Genomic DNA, 16,930 nt, shown 5'->3' with positions numbered 1-16,930 from the left:
CGCGGCGCGCCCGCCGGGCGCCGGCGGGGGCCGGGTGGAGCGGTCCGGCGCGGCACGTTCCAGGAGGGTAAGGCTTGATCCAAAAGGGCGAAACCGGTCACCGGGAGGACTACCATCGGGCTACGTGACGAGCATCAGCCTTGACAGCGCGACCCCGGCCGATCTAGACGTCGACGCGATCGTGATCGGCGTCTCCCCAGCCGAGGCGGGAGCCGCCCCGGCCGCCGGTTCCGCGCCCTTCCTCCAGGACCTCGACCAGGCCCTCGGCGGACGGCTCGCGGACGCGCTGCGCGCACTCGGCGCCACCGGCAAGGCCGGAGAGGTCGTCAAACTCCCGACCCTCGGCGCCGTCCCCGCCCCGGTCATCCTGGCCGCGGGCCTGGGCGAGAGCCCCACCGTCGAAGACCTCCGCCGCGCGGCGGGCGCCGCCCTGCGCGCGCTCGCCGGCACCGCCCGGGTCGCCGTCGCCCTGCCCGCCGCCTCGGCCGGCGAGGTCGAGGGCGTCGCGCTCGGCGCGCTGCTCGGCGCCTACGCCTTCGACGCCTTCCGCACCGGCGACGGGCACAAGAGCCCGGTCGAGGACGTCCGCGTGGCCGGCCCCGCCGCCGGGCCGGGCGGCGAGGGCGCCGACGCGGCGCTGGAGCGCGCCCGCGTGCTCGCCTCCTCGATCAACCTCGTCCGCGACCTGGTCAACACGCCGCCCTCCCACCTGCCGCCCGAGGAGCTGGCCCACGAGGCCGAGCGGGTCGCCGCCGAGACCGGCCTCGCCATCGAGGTGCTCGACGAGAAGGCCCTGGTGGACGGCGGGTACGGCGGCATCGCGGGCGTCGGGCAGGGCTCGGTGAACCCGCCGCGCCTGGTCCGGCTCGCCTACTCCCACCCCGAGGCGTCCAAGACGCTCGCGCTGGTCGGCAAGGGCATCACGTTCGACTCGGGCGGCCTGTCGCTCAAGCCGTCGGAGTCCATGGACTGGATGAAGTCCGACATGGGCGGCGCGGGCGCGGTGCTCGGCGCGCTGGCCGCGATCGCCAAGCTCGGCCCGAAGGTGAACGTCGTCGGCTACCTCGCGATCGCCGAGAACATGCCGAGCGGCACCGCCCAGCGCCCCTCCGACGTGCTGCGCATCTACGGCGGCAAGACCGTCGAGGTCCTCAACACCGACGCCGAGGGCCGCCTCGTCCTCGCCGACGCGCTCGTGCGCTCCGGTGAGGACCGCCCCGACCTGATCGTGGACGTGGCGACGCTGACCGGCGCCCAACTGGTCGCGCTCGGCACCCGCACCGCCGGGGTCATGGCCAACGACGACGACGTCCGTGAGAAGGTTGTCGCGGCGGCCGGACGCGCCGGGGAGGCGGCCTGGGGCATGCCGCTGCCCGCCGACCTGCGCAAGGGCCTGGACTCCGCCGTCGCCGACATCGCCAACATCAGCGGCGAGCGCTGGGGCGGCATGCTGGTGGCCGGGGTCTTCCTCAAGGAGTTCGTGCCGGACGGCGTCAGGTGGGCCCACCTCGACATCGCCGGCCCGTCCTTCCACAAGGGCGAGCCCTACGGGTACACCCCGAAGGGCGGCACCGGCGCGGCGACCCGGACCCTCGTCCAGATCGCCGAGGACCTCGCCGACGGCACTCTGTAGGGGCCGCCCGAACCACCGGCGTGACAAGCTAATAGGTTTTTCTCGTGGCGGTGGGGGCCCGGACGCCCGAGCCCCCGCCCCGCCAGAGGCGCCGCGGCCCACGCGGCGTCAGATCGGGAAAGGGAGCGTCCAGTGGCCAACAGCGGCCCCTTCGACATCGTCGTCCTGGGTGCCGGCAGCGGCGGATACGCGTGCGCGCTGCGCGCCGCCGAGCTCGGCAAGTCCGTCGCCCTCGTCGAGCGGGACGACTCGCTCGGCGGCACCTGCCTCAACCGCGGCTGCATCCCCACCAAGGCGCTGCTGCACGCGGCCGAGATCGCCGACCAGTCCCGCGAGGCGGCGAAGTTCGGCGTGAAGGCGACGTTCGAGGGCATCGACGTCGCCGGAGTGAACGCCTACAAGGACAAGGTCGTCTCGACGACCGTCAAGGGCCTCACCGGGCTCATCAAGTCCAAGGGCATCGAGGTCGTGCACGGCACCGGCCGGCTGACCGGCGCGACCAGCGTCGAGGTCACGACGAACGACGGGCAGGTCAGGACGCTGGAGGGCGGCCACATCGTCCTCGGCACGGGGTCGGCCCCGAAGTCGCTGCCCGGCCTGGAGATCGACGGCGAGCGCGTCATCTCCAGCGACCACGCGCTGCGGCTCCAGCACGTCCCGGGCTCCGTCGTCATCCTCGGCGGCGGCGTGATCGGCGTCGAGTTCGCCAGCGTGTGGCGCTCGTTCGGCGCCGAGGTCACGATCGTCGAGGCGCTGCCGCACCTGCTGCCGCTGGAGGAGGAGTCCAGCTCCAAGCGGCTGGAGCGGGCCTTCCGCAAGCGCGGCATCAAGTACGAGCTCGGCACCCGCTTCGAGACCGCCAAGACCACCCAGGGCGGCGTGTCGGTCACCCTGGAGGGCGGCAAGACCATCGACGCCGAGATCCTGCTCGTCGCCGTCGGGCGCGGTCCCGTCTCCGACGGCATCGGGCTGGCCGAGGCGGGCGTGGAGACCGAGCGCGGGTTCGTCAAGGTCGACGAGCTGTGCCGGACGAGCGTCCCCACGATCTCGGCGGTCGGCGACCTGATCCCGACGCCGCAGCTGGCCCACGTCGGCTTCGCCGAGGGGATCCTCGTCGCCGAGCGGCTCGCCGGGCTCACCCCGCCGCCGATCGACTACGACGGCGTGCCGCGCATCACCTACTCCGATCCCGAGGTCGCGTCGGTGGGCATCACCACCGCCACCGCCCGGGAGCGCGGGTACGAGGTCAAGGAGGTCACCTACGACCTCGCCGGCAACCCCAAGAGCAAGATCCTGGGGACGCAGGGCGAGGTGAAGGTGATCGCCGCCGTGGACGGCCCCGTCCTCGGCCTGCACATGGTCGGCGCACGCGTCGGCGAGCTGATCGCGGAGGGTCAGCTCATCTACAACTGGGAGGCCCTGCCAGGCGAGGTCGCCCAGCTGATCCACCCCCACCCGACCCAGTCCGAGGCGGTCGGCGAGGCGCATCTGGCGCTCGCCGGCAAGCCATTGCACGTGCACGGCTGAACGCCGCGCGTATTTCTCGAAGGAGTCGCTGAGAGCCATGCCGGTCTCCGTCACTATGCCCCAGCTCGGCGAGAGCGTCACCGAGGGCACCGTCACCCGCTGGTTGAAGAAGGAGGGTGAGCGCGTCGAGACCGACGAGCCGCTTCTCGAAGTGTCGACCGACAAGGTCGACACCGAGATCCCTTCGCCCGCATCCGGCGTCCTGACCAGCATCACCGTCGCCGAGGACGAGACGGTGGAGGTCGGCGCCGAGCTCGCGATCATCGGGGACGAGGGCGCCGCGCCGGCCGGCGGCGACGCCCCCGCCGAGCAGGAGGCGCCCGCCCAGGAGGCTCCGGCGCAGGAGGCCCCCGCCCAGGAGGCCCCCGCCGCGGAGTCCGCGCCCGCGCCGCAGGCGCCGCCGCCCGCCGCGTGGCCGCCGCCCGCGCAGCAGCAGCCCACGGCCCCGCCCGCCCCGGCTCCGGCGGCCCAGGCCCCGTCGGCTCCCGCCCCGGCTCCGGCGTCCCAGCCCGCTCCGGCGGCGCCCGCGCCCTCGGCTCCCGCCCCGGCGGCGCCGTCGGGCGACGGCCCGTACGTGACGCCGCTCGTCCGCAAGCTCGCGGCCGAGCACGACGTCGACCTGTCCGCGCTGAAGGGCACCGGCGTCGGCGGGCGCATCCGCAAGCAGGACGTCCTGGAGGCCGCCCGCGCCGCCCAGGCCGCCCGGCAGGCCGCGCCCGCCCCGGCCCCGGCGGCTCCGGCCGCCGCCCCGGCCGCCCCCGCCGCGCCGGCCCCGGCCGGACGGCACGCCGCCCCGGCGCCCGCGGGCGCCCCCGCCGAGCAGCTCGCGCTGCGCGGCCGCACCGAGAAGATGACCCGGATCCGGCAGACGATCGCCCGCCGCATGGTGGAGTCGCTCCAGGTCTCGGCGCAGCTCACCACCGTGGTCGAGGTCGACATCACCAAGATCGCGCGGCTGCGGGAGCGGGCCAGGGCCGACTTCCAGGCCCGCGAGGGCGTGAAGCTGTCGTTCCTGCCGTTCTTCGCGCTGGCGGCCGTCGAGGCGCTCAAGGCGCACCCGAAGGTCAACGCCGTCATCGACAGCGAGACCAACGAGGTCACCTACCACGACGTCGAGAACCTCGGCATGGCCGTGGACGTGCCCGAGCGGGGCCTGATGGTCCCGGTCGTCCACAACGCGGGCCAGCTGAACCTCGGCGGCCTCGCGCAGCGCATCGCCGACCTCGCCGAGCGCACCCGCACCAACAAGGTGAGCCCGGACGAGCTGTCGGGCGGCACGTTCACGCTGACCAACACCGGCAGCCGGGGCGCGCTGTTCGACACCCCGATCCTCAACCAGCCGCAGGTCGGCATGCTCGGCACCGGCGCCGTCGTCAAGCGCCCCGCCGTCATCGACGACCCCGACCTGGGCGAGGTCATCGCGGTCCGCTCGATCGTCTACCTGGCCCTCACCTACGACCACCGCCTGATCGACGGCGCCGACGCCGCCCGCTTCCTCGGCACGATCAAGCACCGCCTGGAGGAGGGCAACTTCGAGGCCGACCTCGGCCTCTGACCCCTCTCCGGCACCGCTCGTCCCGGGACCCCCGCCGCTCCCCGCGGAGCCGCGGGGGTCCCGTGCGTCCGGCCCGCGGCCGGGCGGGGTCCGGGGAAACCCGGGACCGGGGGCGAGTCCCGGCGACGGACGGCGCCGCCCGCCTAGGCTGGGATCCATGAAGGTCACCGTGACGGGGTCGTCGGGACTGATCGGCGGCGCGCTCGTCCGGTCGCTGCGCGCGGACGGGCACGACGTCCTGCGGCTCGTGCGCCGCGAGCCCGCCGCCGACGACGAGGCGCGCTGGTCCCCCGCCGACGGCTGCGTCGACCGCGCGGCGGTCGAGGGCGCCGACGCCATCGTGCACCTCGCGGGCGCGGGCCTCGGCGACCGCCCCTGGACAAGCGCCTACAAACGGCGCATCCGCGACAGCCGGCTGGACGGCACCCGCTCCCTCGCCCAGGCGATCGCGGCGGCGGGGCGGCGGCCTCCCGTCCTGGTCAGCGGGTCGGCGATCGGCTACTACGGCGACACCGGCGGCCAGGAGGCCGACGAGAAGGCGGGCATGGGACGCGGGTTCCTCGCCGGGCTCGTCCGCGACTGGGAGGCCGCGGCGGAGCCCGCGCGGGAGGTCGGCGTCCGGGTCGTCCACCCCCGCACCGGGGTCGTGCTGGCCCGGTCGGGCGGGCTGCTCGGCCGGACGCTGCCGCTGTTCCGGCTCGGCCTCGGCGGCCGGCTCGGCGACGGCCGCCAGTGGACGAGCTGGATCTCGCTGGACGACCAGGTCGCGGCGCTGCGGTTCCTCATCGACCACGAGCTGTCGGGGCCCGTCAACCTCACCGCGCCGAACCCGGTGACCAACGCCGAGTACACGCGGGCGCTCGGCGCGGTGCTGCGGCGGCCGGCGCGGCTCGCCGTCCCCCGCTTCGCGCTGCGGGCGGTGCTCGGCGGGTTCGCCGACGAGGGGCCGCTGATCAGCCAGCGCGTCCTGCCCCGCCGCCTGGAGGAGGCCGGGTTCCGGTTCGCGCACACCGAGGTCGGCGCGGCCCTGGAGGCCGTCCTCTGAGGCGTCCGCCGGCCCAGGGGCGGCGGCCCGAGCGCACGCTCCAAGCCACGGTCGCGGGTCCGGACCGCCAGGCTAGGGGTGTGGCCGGGGTATAGGCAGAACTCCGAGCAGGGCGTTAGACAGGTCGGTGAACACTGCCTAGAGGCCGTCCCGTAGGGCTCAAGAAACGTCAAAGTCGGGTCCGGTTCCGATCAGCGGTCCTACGGTAGCGATCAAGTACCCCGGCCCCGAGGAGGGCGCATGAGCACCGACGGACAGCCGCACATTCTCGCGATCGGCGGCGGCAGCTTCGTCCCCGACGGCCGCGACGGGCTCGCCCCGAGCCCGCTGCTGCGGTACGCGCTGGACCTGACCGGCCAGGACCGCCCGCGCGTCTGCTTCCTGCGGACGGCGGTCGGCGACGGCGCCGAGCACATCGCCCAGTCCTACGCCGCGTTCTCCACGATGGACGTCGAGGTCAGCCACCTGGCGCTGTTCCCGATGCCGAACGTCCCCGACATGCGGGGGCACCTGCTCACGCAGGACCTCGTCTACGTGTCCGGCGGCAGCGTCGCGAACCTGCTGGCCCTGTGGCGCCTGCACGGCCTCGACGACATGATGCGCGAGGCGTGGACGGAGGGCGTCGTCCTGGCCGGGCAGAGCGCGGGCGCGCTGTGCTGGCACGTCGGCGGCAACACCGACTCCTACGGCCCGCAGCTGCGCCCGCTGACCGACGGGCTCGGGTTCCTGCCGTACTCGTGCGGCGTGCACTACGACAGCGACCCCCAGCGCCGCCCGCTGCTCCAGCAGCTCGTCGGGGAGGGCACCCTCCCGGGCGGGTACGCGGCGGACGAGGGCGTGGGCCTGCACTACGTCGGCACGGAGTTCGTCCAGGCGGTCTCCTACCGCCCGGACGCGGGCGCCTACCGGCTCGAACCGGACGCCCCCGGCACCGCCAAGGAGACCCGCCTGGAGCCCCGCCTGCTGGCCGCCCTCTGACGCCGATCGCGGGTAAGTAAGCTGGCCCGCGTGAGCGATGTAGACGTACGCGAGGCACCCCGTCCCCTCCAGGCGACTCCGGGCACGGGAGAGCTGGTGGTCGTCCACGCGGGCTTCGGGACCGCCGCCGTCCCCTACCTGGACGGCTGGGCCCTTCAGAAGCGCACCCACGCCCTGCGCGTGGACGACCGGATCCCCGACACCGTCCTGCTGATGGAGCACGAGCCCGTGTTCACGGCGGGCAAGCGCACCGCGGCGGTCGACCGCCCGCTCGGCGACCCCGGCGCCCCCGTCGTGGACGTCGACCGCGGCGGCAAGATCACCTGGCACGGCCCCGGGCAGCTCACCGGCTACCCGATCGTGAAGCTCCCGGACCCCGTGGACGTGGTCGCCTACGTGCGGCTGCTGGAGCACATGATGATGGACGTCTGCACGGAACTCGGCCTGGAGACCGCCACCGTCGAGGGACGCAGCGGCCTGTGGGTGCGCGGCGTGCCCGACCGCAAGATCGGCTCCATCGGCATCCGGGTGTCCCAGGGCGTCGCGATGCACGGCTTCCAGCTCAACTGCGACAACGACATGGGCTGGTTCGACGCGATCATCGCGTGCGGCATCCGGGACGCGGGCTCCACCAGCCTCAGCCGCGAACTCGGCCGCGAGGTCACGGTCGCCGAGATCACGCCGCTGGTCGAACGGCACCTGGCGGCCCGGCTCGGCGCCGCCGAGACCCTCCACCGGACCACCGCCCAACTGGGGGTCGTCGACTAGGTCGGGGCCCACCGCCCTCGCCCAGCGGCTCGGGCGGCGACCGCGCCTCGGCGGGCGCGGCACCGCTTCGCGATCTTCGCGGTGGGGCTCGCCTCCGGCTCCGCCCCACCGCTCGGTCACGCGCCCGCGTGACGGCTGAGGCCGCGCGTGCGGCCGGGCGCGAACCGCCGCGCCCGGCCGCACGCTCCCCGGCGGCGCCATACCGGGACGGCCGTCACCTCGTGGGTGTCATCACCTTGTAGACGGCCTGCCCCTCGGTCGCGGCCGCGCCGAAGAACGCCGTCAGGCCCTCGTAGGCGGGGCGCAGGAAGCGGTCCCGGGCACTGCCGTCCAGGCCGCGGGCGTCCTGGACCCCGGCCTTCGCCATCGCCGCCGGGTCGAAGCGCCCGGCGATCTCGGCGAACGGGGTCGCGGCCAGGTGGTCGGCGGCGGGCTTGACCCGCTCGGGCGCGAGGTAGATCACGTCCATGCCCAGCTCGTCGGCGCCGTCCTCGGTGAGGAGCCGCCCGCCGCACACGGCGTCCGCCTCGGGCTGGCGTCCCTCCCACGGGTCGCCGGTGACGAGGTAGTGCATCGCCTGCCAGGCGCCGCCGAGATCGAACCCCTGCGGAGCGGCGCGCCTGCGCCAGTCGGGCGTCCCGAAGATGTGGCGGGCGATCCGGCCGGGATCCTGCTCTCCCTCCAGCACCGGCGGCACCCTGAGGTACGACATTGCCAGACCCACTGCGGCCCTCCAGCCAACGCTGTTGCGTAACGACAGGGAGTCACCTTAGAGAGATCCACTGGCGGCGACGGTGAAAACACGCGAATCGGCAAGCTGAGAGAGGTTCTTGTCATGCGTTCGAGATCACACCGATACGGGACGGCGGCGAGACGGCCTGGATGTGCCGGTTCCGGTGGTCGGGACGTACGCTGAGGGGGTGACGACGGTGACACCTGAGGGGCGCAAGCTCCTGCGCGTTGAGGCCCGCAACAGCCAGACCCCGATCGAGCGCAAGCCCGAATGGATCAAAACCCGGCTGAAGATGGGCCCGCAGTACAGGGAACTCACCAACCTGGTGAAGTCCGAGGGCCTGCACACCGTGTGCCAGGAGGCCGGCTGCCCCAACATCTTCGAATGCTGGGAGGACCGCGAGGCCACCTTCCTCATCGGCGGCGACCAGTGCACCCGGCGCTGCGACTTCTGCCAGATCGACACCGGCAAGCCCGCCGCCCTCGACCGCGACGAGCCGCGCCGCGTCGCCGAGTCCGTCGCCTCGATGGGCCTGCGCTACGCCACCGTCACCGGCGTCGCCCGCGACGACCTTGAGGACGGCGGCGCCTGGCTGTACGCCGAGACCGTCCGGCAGATCCACGCGGCCGTCCCCGGCTGCGGCGTCGAGCTGCTGATCCCCGACTTCAACGCCGACGAGGGCCAGCTCGCCGAGGTGTTCTCCGCCCGTCCCGAGGTGCTGGCGCACAACGTGGAGACGGTCCCGCGGATCTTCAAGCGGATCCGTCCCGGGTTCCGCTACGAGCGCTCGCTGGAGGTCATCACCCGGGCGCGGCAGGACGGCCTGGTCACCAAGTCCAACCTCATCCTCGGCATGGGCGAGACCCGCGAGGAGGTCTCCGAGGCCCTGCGCGACCTGCACGAGGCCGGCTGCGAGCTGATCACGATCACCCAGTACCTGCGGCCGAGCCCCCGCCACCACCCGGTCGAGCGGTGGGTGAAGCCCGAGGAGTTCGTCGAGCTGTCCGCCGAGGCGGAGGAGATCGGCTTCGCGGGCGTCATGTCCGGCCCGCTGGTGCGCTCCAGCTACCGCGCCGGGCGCCTCTACAAGCAGGCGGTCGAGGCCCGCGAGGCGTAGCCCCGCGGAGATTCGGACAGACGGGGTCCGAACGGGGTTTGCGGCACGACTATCCTTGGTCATATGACGAACAAGCCCACGGACGGGGCCCAGGAGCGTCCGGGCCGCTTCAAGCAGATCCGCATGGTCGCGCAGGTGCTCCGGCAGGCCGATCCGAAGGCCCTCCCGATCGTCTTCGCCTCGGCGCTCGGCACGCTGGTCGTGGTCGTGCTGGTCGGGCTGTTCATCAACCAGCTCTGGTTCTTCATCCCGCTGGCGGTCCTCGCCGCGTTCGCGGTCGGCATGATCGTCTTCGGGCAGCTCGCGCAGCGCGCCCAGTACAAGGTGATCGCCGGGCAGCCGGGCGCCGCCGCCGCGATCCTGAAGAACATGCGCGGCGGCTGGAGCGTCACCGAGGCGGTCAGCGGCAACCGCAACCTCGACATGGTGCACCGCGCGGTGGGCCGTCCGGGCGTCGTCCTGGTGTCGGAGGGCCCGCGCAACCGGGTCGGGCCGCTGCTCGGCGCCGAGAAGAAGCGCATCTCCCGCGCGGCACAGCAGGTCCCGATCTACGACGTGCAGGTCGGCGACGACGAGGGCCAGATCCCGGTCGACAAGCTCCAGCGGCACCTGATGAAGCTCCCCCGCAACCTCACCAAGGCGCAGGTGTCGGAGCTGAACGACCGCCTCCAGGCGCTGCCCCGCTCGATGCAGATGCCCAAGGGCCCGATCCCCCGGGGCGCGAAGATGCCCAAGGGCCCCAAGCCCAAGATGCGCTGATCCTGAAATGTGCTGAGCCTGAAATGTGCTGAGCCCGAAATATGCTGAGCCCAGCGAGCACAGGGCCAGCAGGCACAGGGGCCGGCCGCCCGCTACAGGTGGACGACGACGGTGTTCGCGGCCCGGTCGTGGAGGCCGCGGTAGTCCCGGTCCCACACCAGGGCCGGGACGACCAGGAGCAGCAGCAGCGCGCGGGCCAGCGCCCAGACGGGGCCCACCGGCCCGCCGTCCGGCCGGACGACCCGCAGCCCGCACAGGCGCTTGCCGAGCGTCGTCCCCGCGAGGCCGGTCAGCAGCCACGCCTGCACGCCGAAGACGATCAGCGTGCACAGGCTCCGCTCCGAGGGCGTCCATTCGAACGCCCGCGTGAGCAGGCTCGCGACCAGCATCGACAGGCCCCAGTCGACGAACAGCGCCACCAGCCGCCGCCCGTACCCCGCCACGGACCCGCTGCCGCTCGCCGGCAGCCCGAACCGCTCCCCCGGCCGCCCGAGGTCGGCCCCCGCCGCGCGCGCGCCGCTGAGCCACGTCTGCGTCCAGCGCGGCCCGGCACCCTTGGTCCCGACGCCCTGGTCCTCACCGCTCATGCCTCTACGCTATCCCGTCCCCTCGCGAGGTTCTGACCGGCTATCCCCGGGCAGGGAGAAGAGGGGCACGACGTGTGACGCTTAACACAGTCGAAACATATGAGACATAGCGGGGAAACGGCACGTACGTAGCCTTCACAGCCCAAGAGCGCCCATAGGAGGTCGGATGTTCAGCAGCGCCGACGAGGTCCTCGGCTTCATCAGGAACGAAGGTGTCCGTTTCGTCGACTGCCGTTTCGTGGATCTGCCGGGGAAGATGCAGCACTTCACCTTCCCGGTCGAGAGCTTCGGCGAAAGCGTGTTCACCGACGGGCTGATGTTCGACGGCTCCTCGGTCCGCGGATTCCAGGAGATCCACGAGTCGGACATGCTGCTGCTGCCCGACCCGTCCACCGCCGTCGTCGACCCGTTCCGCCAGCACAAGACGCTGATCCTGAACTTCTTCGTCCACGACCCGCTGACGGGCGAGCCCTACAGCCGCGACCCCCGCAACGTCGCGCGCAAGGCGGAGGACTACCTGCGCGGCACCGGCATCGCCGACACCTGCTACTTCGGCCCCGAGGCCGAGTTCTACATCTTCGACGACGTCCGCTTCGAGACCCGCCAGAACGCGGGCTACTACTACCTGGACTCGATCGAGGGCGCCTGGAACACCGGGCGCGAGGAAACCGGCGGCAACCTCGGCGCCAAGCCGCCCTACAAGGGCGGCTACTTCCCCGTCCCGCCGATGGACCACTACACCGACCTGCGCTCGGAAATGGTCTCCCAGCTGCTCACGTCCGGCATCCACGTCGAGATGCAGCACCACGAGGTCGGCACCGCGGGCCAGGCCGAGATCGACTTCCGCTTCGACACGCTCCTGAAGACCGCCGACCAACTGCTCCTCTACAAGTACATCGTCAAGAACGTCGCGCGCGACGCGGGCAAGTCCGTCACGTTCATGCCGAAGCCGATCTTCGGCGACAACGGCTCCGGGATGCACTGCCACCAGTCCCTCTGGCGGGACGGCGCGCCCCTGTTCTACGACGAGGTCGGCTACGCGGGCCTGTCCGACAGCGCCCGCCACTACATCGGCGGCCTGCTCCGGCACGCCCCGTCCCTGCTGGCCTTCACGAACCCGACGGTCAACAGCTACCACCGCCTCGTCCCGGGGTTCGAGGCGCCGGTCAACCTCGTCTACTCCCAGCGCAACCGCTCGGCCTGCATCCGCGTCCCGATCACGGGCTCGAACCCGAAGGCCAAGCGCATCGAGTTCCGCGTCCCCGACCCGTCCTGCAACCCCTACCTGGCCTTCTCCGCCATGCTCATGGCCGGGCTGGACGGCATCAAGAACAAGATCGAGCCCGCGGAGCCCGTCGACAAGGACCTGTACGAACTCCCGCCCGAGGAGGCCCGCGCGATCCCCCAGGTCCCCGGCAGCCTGCCCGAGGTCCTGGACGCCCTGGAGGCCGACCACGAGTACCTCCTCGAAGGCGGCGTCTTCACCCCCGACCTCATCGAGACCTACATCACGATGAAGCACGAATTCGAGATCGACCCGATCCGCCTGCGCCCCCACCCCCACGAATTCGAGCTGTACTACGACATCTAGCCCACCGGGGCGCGCTGACCAGGCATCCCGTCAGCGCGCCCCGGCCCGGCTCCGCAAGAAGTAACGCGGACGGTAATTACTTCTTCACTCTCTGTCATGCCACCATCGGCCCGTGGCCAAGGACGAGGACGAGCCCGACCCCTGCGACACCTGCCGGGGACAGGCCGGATGGTGGGAGCACGGCAACGGGCAGAAGGACGTCGCCAAGCCGAAGCGCTGGATCAAGTGCACGGACTGCGACGGGAGAGGCCACAGGTGACCGCCCCTGACGATGCGCGGGCGTGCCCGGGGTGCCGGGGCAGGGGCGAGATCATCATGACGGGCCGGCGGGGTGGCAACTGGATCGGCGTCCGGTGCGAGGACTGCCGGGGGACCGGCCTGGACCGGCCGCCTGGGACGGCCCCCCGCTACGACGCGCGTGGATACAGGACCCCTGAGGACGGCGACGAGTACGACGAGGCCGTTCATGGACCGGTGGCGTCGTCCCCGCTCACGTCCGCGTCCGTCTGCGGGACCTGCTACGGCGCGGGGGTCATGCTGGCGCGGAACGGCAGCCGGTCGCCCTGCCCTGCCTGCTCGTCGGACCAGAAGCCCGGCGCCTGAAGGTCCGCCCGTCCGGGACGCGCTGTTCCTCGTCCCGGACGGGCGGCGGGCACGGATCTCGGGGGCGACGGATCCGTGCCCGGTCGTGCGGCCTCGCTCTCAGCGATCCCAGGCGCCGGGCGTCCGGCCGCACGTCGGAGCGGGCGCGACGGTCGCCGCCGCGCAGTCGAGCGACCGCCGCGCCCACGTCATGAAGGCCCCGCCATACCGAGGGGACTCTCCGACCGGATCGCCATCAGGGCCTCTCGGCCTGGGCGACCGGCACCAGTTCCCAGGAGGGCGGCGCGGCGGCCAGCAACCGCGCGGAGACTCCTTTGCGAGCCCTGACGTCGCCCGCCCCCAACGCCGCGAGCGTGTCCTGCCACAACTCCAGGGACAGCAGCATGGACGCGCGCGCCACAAGCGCGCCGCCGGGGAATTCACCCGCCTCGACCCGCCGCAGCCGCACCCGCAACCCCTCGGCCGTGTCGGCGTCCACCTCGCTGACCACCGGGCCCCGGCCCGTCCGGTCGCCGTCGCGGACCTGCCCGGCCGAACGCGTCGCCCACCACCGCCCGGTATCGGTGTGAATGATCGACCAGGCCGAGAATTCCCGACGCAGCGCCGCTTTCTGCGCCTCGGCATCTCCCACACCCGGGCGCTGCTGTGGCTTCTCCATGAACCGAACCTCACTCTTGATCGGACCGCGAACTCGGTGCTCCTCCCCGACAGAAGCCAGTAAACCCACGCCGCGCTTCGCATCGATAGTGGACAATGGGAGCCATCACAAGGGCGCCAATCCTCCGACCCCCTTGGCCCCTCGGCCAGAGCGCCGCGTTTCGAAAGGATGCGCGTTATGAGCGAGTCCGACCGCCCCATATGGGCGATACGCCTGGAATCCGAGCGGACTCAGCGCGGCTGGGGCAAATGGGACATGGCTCGCCGGCTGTTCTCGGCTTCGGGGATCACGAACCCGGCAACAAAGCAGGTCAAAGGACTAGCCAGGCAGATAACCCGCTGGGAGGCCGGTACGCACTGCCCGCAGGACTGGGCGGGCACCATTGCCGACTTGTTCGGCGTTGCGGCAGATGCGCTTTTTCCTCCGCCGCCGGAGGTGCCAGTACGATCTATCTCACAAGGCATTGGGCTGAACGATCTGCTTCGGGCAGACGAGATGCGCTTCGATCTCAGCCCCGAACCCCTGAAACACCGGCCGGCTTCCCAGGATCGCTTGGCGGCCGAGTGTATCGTGGCACTTGGCATCAATCCCGACGTTGGGGACAGCGTGAGACGCCGTGCAGTGATTCAACTCCTGGCCACTCTCGGTGCAAGCGCAGGCGCCGCCCCGCTGCACCGCATCGCTGATCTGATCCTGACCGCCGCGCCCCGTGATTTGGACGAATGGCACCTCGCGTGTGCCGACCACCTGCACGCATTGCGCACACGCCCTGCCGTCCAAGCCCGTGAAGACCTGGTGTCCGACCTACTGGCCCTCAACGGTCACCTGGCCGAAGCCAAGGACGGCTACCTCACCGAACTGCAACGGGTCGAGGCCGTCCTGGCGATGCTTCACGCGCACCTGTCAGCGCGGCTGGCCGAGCACGGGGAGGCCATTCGATGGTGGCGGACGGCACGCGCCGCCGCCGACAGCACCGGAGACCTCGACCTGCGGCTGATGATCCGATGCGAAGAGGCCGGTGTGGGGCTGTACGGTCAGCGAGATGTGGGAACGGTGCTGGCTCTCGTGCGGCAGGCAGAGCAGATCGCCGGGACCGCTCCGTCCTTCTGGAGGGCCGACCTCGCCGGCACCCGCGCCAAGGCGCTCTCCCTACTCGGCCAGCATGGGCAAGCAATAGAAGCTCTGAATGTCACCGTCGAATATGGCGGGCCCGATACACCCCCCAGCATCCTGCCTACCTTGTGGAGCGGCTCCCAGCCTCTCTTCGCCCAGAGCTGGGTACACGCGGGCGCGGGCAACGAGCGCGAGGCCGATCAAGCACGCGACCTGCTCCTGTCCCGTCCCAGCCACCGGGGCGGCGAAACGCCGTACGCGGCCAACGTGCGCCTTCATGAAGCCCTGTGCACGATCACCAATGGCGGTGTCGACCAAGGCGCGACCCAGGCCGCGCAAGTCCTGGACGCCGTTCCCCCTGGCTGTGTCACCCAATTCACCACGGCGACCGGAATGTTCATCCTCCGCGCCGTTCCACACGAACAGCAGCAACGCCCCGCCGTTCTCGAATTCCGTGAGGTGCTGGCCAGGACCGCTCCCAAACCGGGCTCTCCCGCGTGAGGGGTGGCGGCGCGTCGGCCGGGCGTCCTGAGGGGACGCCCGGCCGGCGGGCTACTTCCAGGGCCAGTCGGCGTTGTGGCCTGCTTCCAGGAGCGGGATCATCCTGAACGTGTGGTCGGTCATACCGCCCAGCTCATGGCGCAGTCCCGTGCCGGACGGGATCGCGCCGTGCTTGTACCCGGCCAGGTTGAAGCCGTACATCGGGACGTGCGCGGGCACCGCCTCGGTGACGCTGCCGCCCCAACTACTGAACGTCTGCATGTCCGACAGGATGATCACGCGGTCGTGGCCGCGGTAGGTCGCCCGCACCGAGTCGGCGATGCGGGTGCCGTGGCCCACCTCGCCGATCCGCTCCACGAAGCGCTCCACCTCGCGCAGCACGGACGCCCCGCGCGGCACCTCGTGGCGGAACACCCCGTCCGCGAAGCCGTGCAGGTCGACGTCGGCGCCGCGGGCGGCGAGGGTGACGCCGAACAGGGCGGCCATCTGCGCGTAGGTCATCTTCGACCGCGCCGAGACGCCCACGGACGTCATCGACCCGGAGGTGTCCACGAGGACGAGCGTGCGCCCCGGGAACTCCGGCACGTTCGCGGTGGCGGCGGTGAGCGCCTTGTCCAGGGCGCGGCCCCAGCGCAGCGACCGCGCCGCCAGGTGCGCGGAGAAGAACCGGAACGGGAACTGCCGCGACCGCGCGACCTGGTCGGGGTCGGCGAGCCGCGCCGCGACCTGGTCGGCGACCTCGTCGGGGACTCCCGCCTCGTCGAAGTTGCGCAGGTTGCGCAGCAGCGCCATGTAGCCCATGGACGGGATGACCGCGCTCCAGGCGGCGGCGTCCATCGGCCCCTGGAGCCAGCCCGCGAGCCGCTCCCAGGTGAACCCGGCGCCCGCCAGACCGCCCGGTGAGGTGGTCAGCGACGGGTCGAGCACGTGCGCGCGGCGGCGCTCGACGGGCAGGGCCGCGAGGGCCCGCGCCGAGGTGAGGACGCGCAGCCGCTCCGGGATCGGCTCGTCGCGGTCGTGGCGCCGGTCGAGGGCGTGCTTGAACAGCTCGCCCTGCCACGGCTTGTCGGCGGCCGGGGACGGGTGGACGAGGTCGATGACGTCGCCGAAGCGGAAGCCGCGCGCGGCGGTGTCGTACTTCAGCAGCGACCGCTCGCCGTAGAGCCGCTGGACGGCGTCGGCGACGCCGCGCTTGACCGGCTTCGGGATCGCGCGCCCGTAGGTGGACGTCCAGTACGCGAGGGCCTCGCCGGGCTCGTCGGCACGCTGGAGCACGCTCGCGACGAGCTGCCGGTTGCCGCCGTGCAGCCCGACGGTGAGCCGCGCCCGGACGGCCTCCAGCGCGGCGACCACGGGGGCCGAGCGCAGGTTCGCCTCGCCGCGCAGCCAGCGGACGAACGCGGCCGTCCACTCGATGTCGTCGATGGCCACGCGGTGGACGAGGTCGCGGAAGCGGGCGTCGCGGTCGGCGGCCTTCTCGTAGAAGGTGTCCTCACCGGCCATGTGGGAGACCGCCAGGAGGAACAGCTCGCCCTTGGCGTCGCGCGCGTAGCCGGGCGCGCCCTCGTGGGTGCGGCCGGACGGCCTCGTCCCGGAACGGACGGGACCGGAGGCGGCCGCGCGGACCTTGCCGTGGTTGAACTTCGCCATGGGGGGTTCCTTCCATGAGCGGTGGGAGCACGTTCGCGGGGGTGCCCGAGGTCAGAATCGGCTACGGTCCGCAGCCCATTGCTCTACTCATCTGAGCTACACCGCCTTTGGC

16 protein-coding genes are annotated in these 16,930 nt (G+C 72.3%); 12 read left to right on the top strand and 4 right to left on the bottom strand.

The genetic code is table 11. From position 1 onward, the window contains the following. The first annotated feature begins 124 nt into the window (after positions 1-124). The 6 genes from GNZ18_RS27465 to lipB all read left to right on the top strand — a co-directional run bounded on the left by GNZ18_RS27465 (position 125) and on the right by lipB (position 7,506). Positions 125-1,633 carry a leucyl aminopeptidase gene (locus GNZ18_RS27465; RefSeq protein ID WP_312874777.1) on the top strand — a complete coding sequence of 503 codons (1,509 nt, stop codon included), beginning with the start codon at positions 125-127 and terminating at the stop codon, positions 1,631-1,633. A gap of 132 nt (positions 1,634-1,765) precedes the next feature. Then, positions 1,766-3,160 (top strand): dihydrolipoyl dehydrogenase, encoded by a 1,395-nt coding sequence (gene lpdA / locus GNZ18_RS27460; RefSeq protein WP_214617711.1) that lies wholly within the window; start codon positions 1,766-1,768, stop codon positions 3,158-3,160. Between the two features lie 37 nt (positions 3,161-3,197). Next, complete coding sequence (sucB, locus tag GNZ18_RS27455) at positions 3,198-4,715, top strand: 2-oxoglutarate dehydrogenase, E2 component, dihydrolipoamide succinyltransferase (RefSeq protein ID WP_156219416.1); 1,518 nt, start codon at positions 3,198-3,200, stop codon at positions 4,713-4,715. 157 nt (positions 4,716-4,872) lie between these two features. Then, positions 4,873-5,760 (top strand): TIGR01777 family oxidoreductase, encoded by an 888-nt coding sequence (locus GNZ18_RS27450; RefSeq protein ID WP_156219415.1) that lies wholly within the window; start codon positions 4,873-4,875, stop codon positions 5,758-5,760. 240 nt (positions 5,761-6,000) lie between these two features. Then, positions 6,001-6,738, top strand: a complete 738-nt coding sequence (locus GNZ18_RS27445) for a Type 1 glutamine amidotransferase-like domain-containing protein (protein WP_156219414.1) — start codon at positions 6,001-6,003, stop codon at positions 6,736-6,738. Between the two features lie 93 nt (positions 6,739-6,831). Then, complete coding sequence (gene lipB / locus GNZ18_RS27440; protein ID WP_156219492.1) at positions 6,832-7,506, top strand: lipoyl(octanoyl) transferase LipB; 675 nt, start codon at positions 6,832-6,834, stop codon at positions 7,504-7,506. A 214-nt stretch (positions 7,507-7,720) separates the two neighbouring features. Here the strand turns inward: lipB and GNZ18_RS27435 are convergent, their stop codons facing one another. Continuing rightward, positions 7,721-8,218, bottom strand: a complete 498-nt coding sequence (locus GNZ18_RS27435; RefSeq protein ID WP_156219413.1) for a YfbM family protein — start codon at positions 8,216-8,218, stop codon at positions 7,721-7,723. Between the two features lie 208 nt (positions 8,219-8,426). Between GNZ18_RS27435 and lipA the strand changes: the two genes are divergently transcribed. Together lipA and GNZ18_RS27425 are read left to right on the top strand one after the other, a co-directional pair. Beyond that, complete coding sequence (lipA, locus tag GNZ18_RS27430) at positions 8,427-9,356, top strand: lipoyl synthase (RefSeq protein WP_242889978.1); 930 nt, start codon at positions 8,427-8,429, stop codon at positions 9,354-9,356. 63 nt (positions 9,357-9,419) lie between these two features. Beyond that, positions 9,420-10,115, top strand: coding sequence for a DUF4191 domain-containing protein (locus GNZ18_RS27425; RefSeq protein WP_156219412.1), 696 nt, complete (start codon positions 9,420-9,422; stop codon positions 10,113-10,115). 92 nt (positions 10,116-10,207) lie between these two features. Here GNZ18_RS27425 and GNZ18_RS27420 read toward each other — a convergent pair whose 3' ends face one another. Next, positions 10,208-10,702 (bottom strand): RDD family protein, encoded by a 495-nt coding sequence (locus GNZ18_RS27420; RefSeq protein WP_156219411.1) that lies wholly within the window; start codon positions 10,700-10,702, stop codon positions 10,208-10,210. A 166-nt stretch (positions 10,703-10,868) separates the two neighbouring features. Between GNZ18_RS27420 and glnA the strand changes: the two genes are divergently transcribed. The 3 genes from glnA to GNZ18_RS27405 all read left to right on the top strand — a co-directional run bounded on the left by glnA (position 10,869) and on the right by GNZ18_RS27405 (position 12,896). Next, positions 10,869-12,293, top strand: a complete 1,425-nt coding sequence (gene glnA, locus GNZ18_RS27415) for a type I glutamate--ammonia ligase (protein ID WP_156219410.1) — start codon at positions 10,869-10,871, stop codon at positions 12,291-12,293. 112 nt (positions 12,294-12,405) lie between these two features. Beyond that, positions 12,406-12,552: a hypothetical protein gene (locus GNZ18_RS27410; protein WP_156219409.1), complete on the top strand. Its 147-nt coding sequence runs from the start codon at positions 12,406-12,408 to the stop codon at positions 12,550-12,552. A gap of 56 nt (positions 12,553-12,608) precedes the next feature. Next, positions 12,609-12,896 (top strand): hypothetical protein, encoded by a 288-nt coding sequence (locus tag GNZ18_RS27405; protein WP_156219408.1) that lies wholly within the window; start codon positions 12,609-12,611, stop codon positions 12,894-12,896. 235 nt (positions 12,897-13,131) lie between these two features. Here the strand turns inward: GNZ18_RS27405 and GNZ18_RS27400 are convergent, their stop codons facing one another. After that, complete coding sequence (locus GNZ18_RS27400) at positions 13,132-13,554, bottom strand: hypothetical protein (protein ID WP_156219407.1); 423 nt, start codon at positions 13,552-13,554, stop codon at positions 13,132-13,134. Positions 13,555-13,731: 177 nt separating this feature from the next. On the opposite strand from GNZ18_RS27400, the gene GNZ18_RS27395 reads away from it, so the two are divergent. Continuing rightward, entirely contained in the window at positions 13,732-15,168 is a 1,437-nt protein-coding gene (locus GNZ18_RS27395) for a hypothetical protein (RefSeq protein ID WP_156219406.1), read from the top strand. 51 nt (positions 15,169-15,219) lie between these two features. Here the strand turns inward: GNZ18_RS27395 and GNZ18_RS27390 are convergent, their stop codons facing one another. Continuing rightward, on the bottom strand, positions 15,220-16,818 hold the full coding sequence (locus tag GNZ18_RS27390; RefSeq protein WP_156219405.1) for a TROVE domain-containing protein: 1,599 nt from the start codon (positions 16,816-16,818) through the stop codon (positions 15,220-15,222). Positions 16,819-16,930: the final 112 nt, after the last annotated feature.

The sequence above is a fragment of the Actinomadura litoris genome (assembly GCF_009733595.1).
GTDB classification, from domain to species: Bacteria; Actinomycetota; Actinomycetes; order Streptosporangiales; family Streptosporangiaceae; genus Spirillospora; species Spirillospora litoris.
This window is presented reverse-complemented; position numbering and strand designations above follow the sequence as displayed.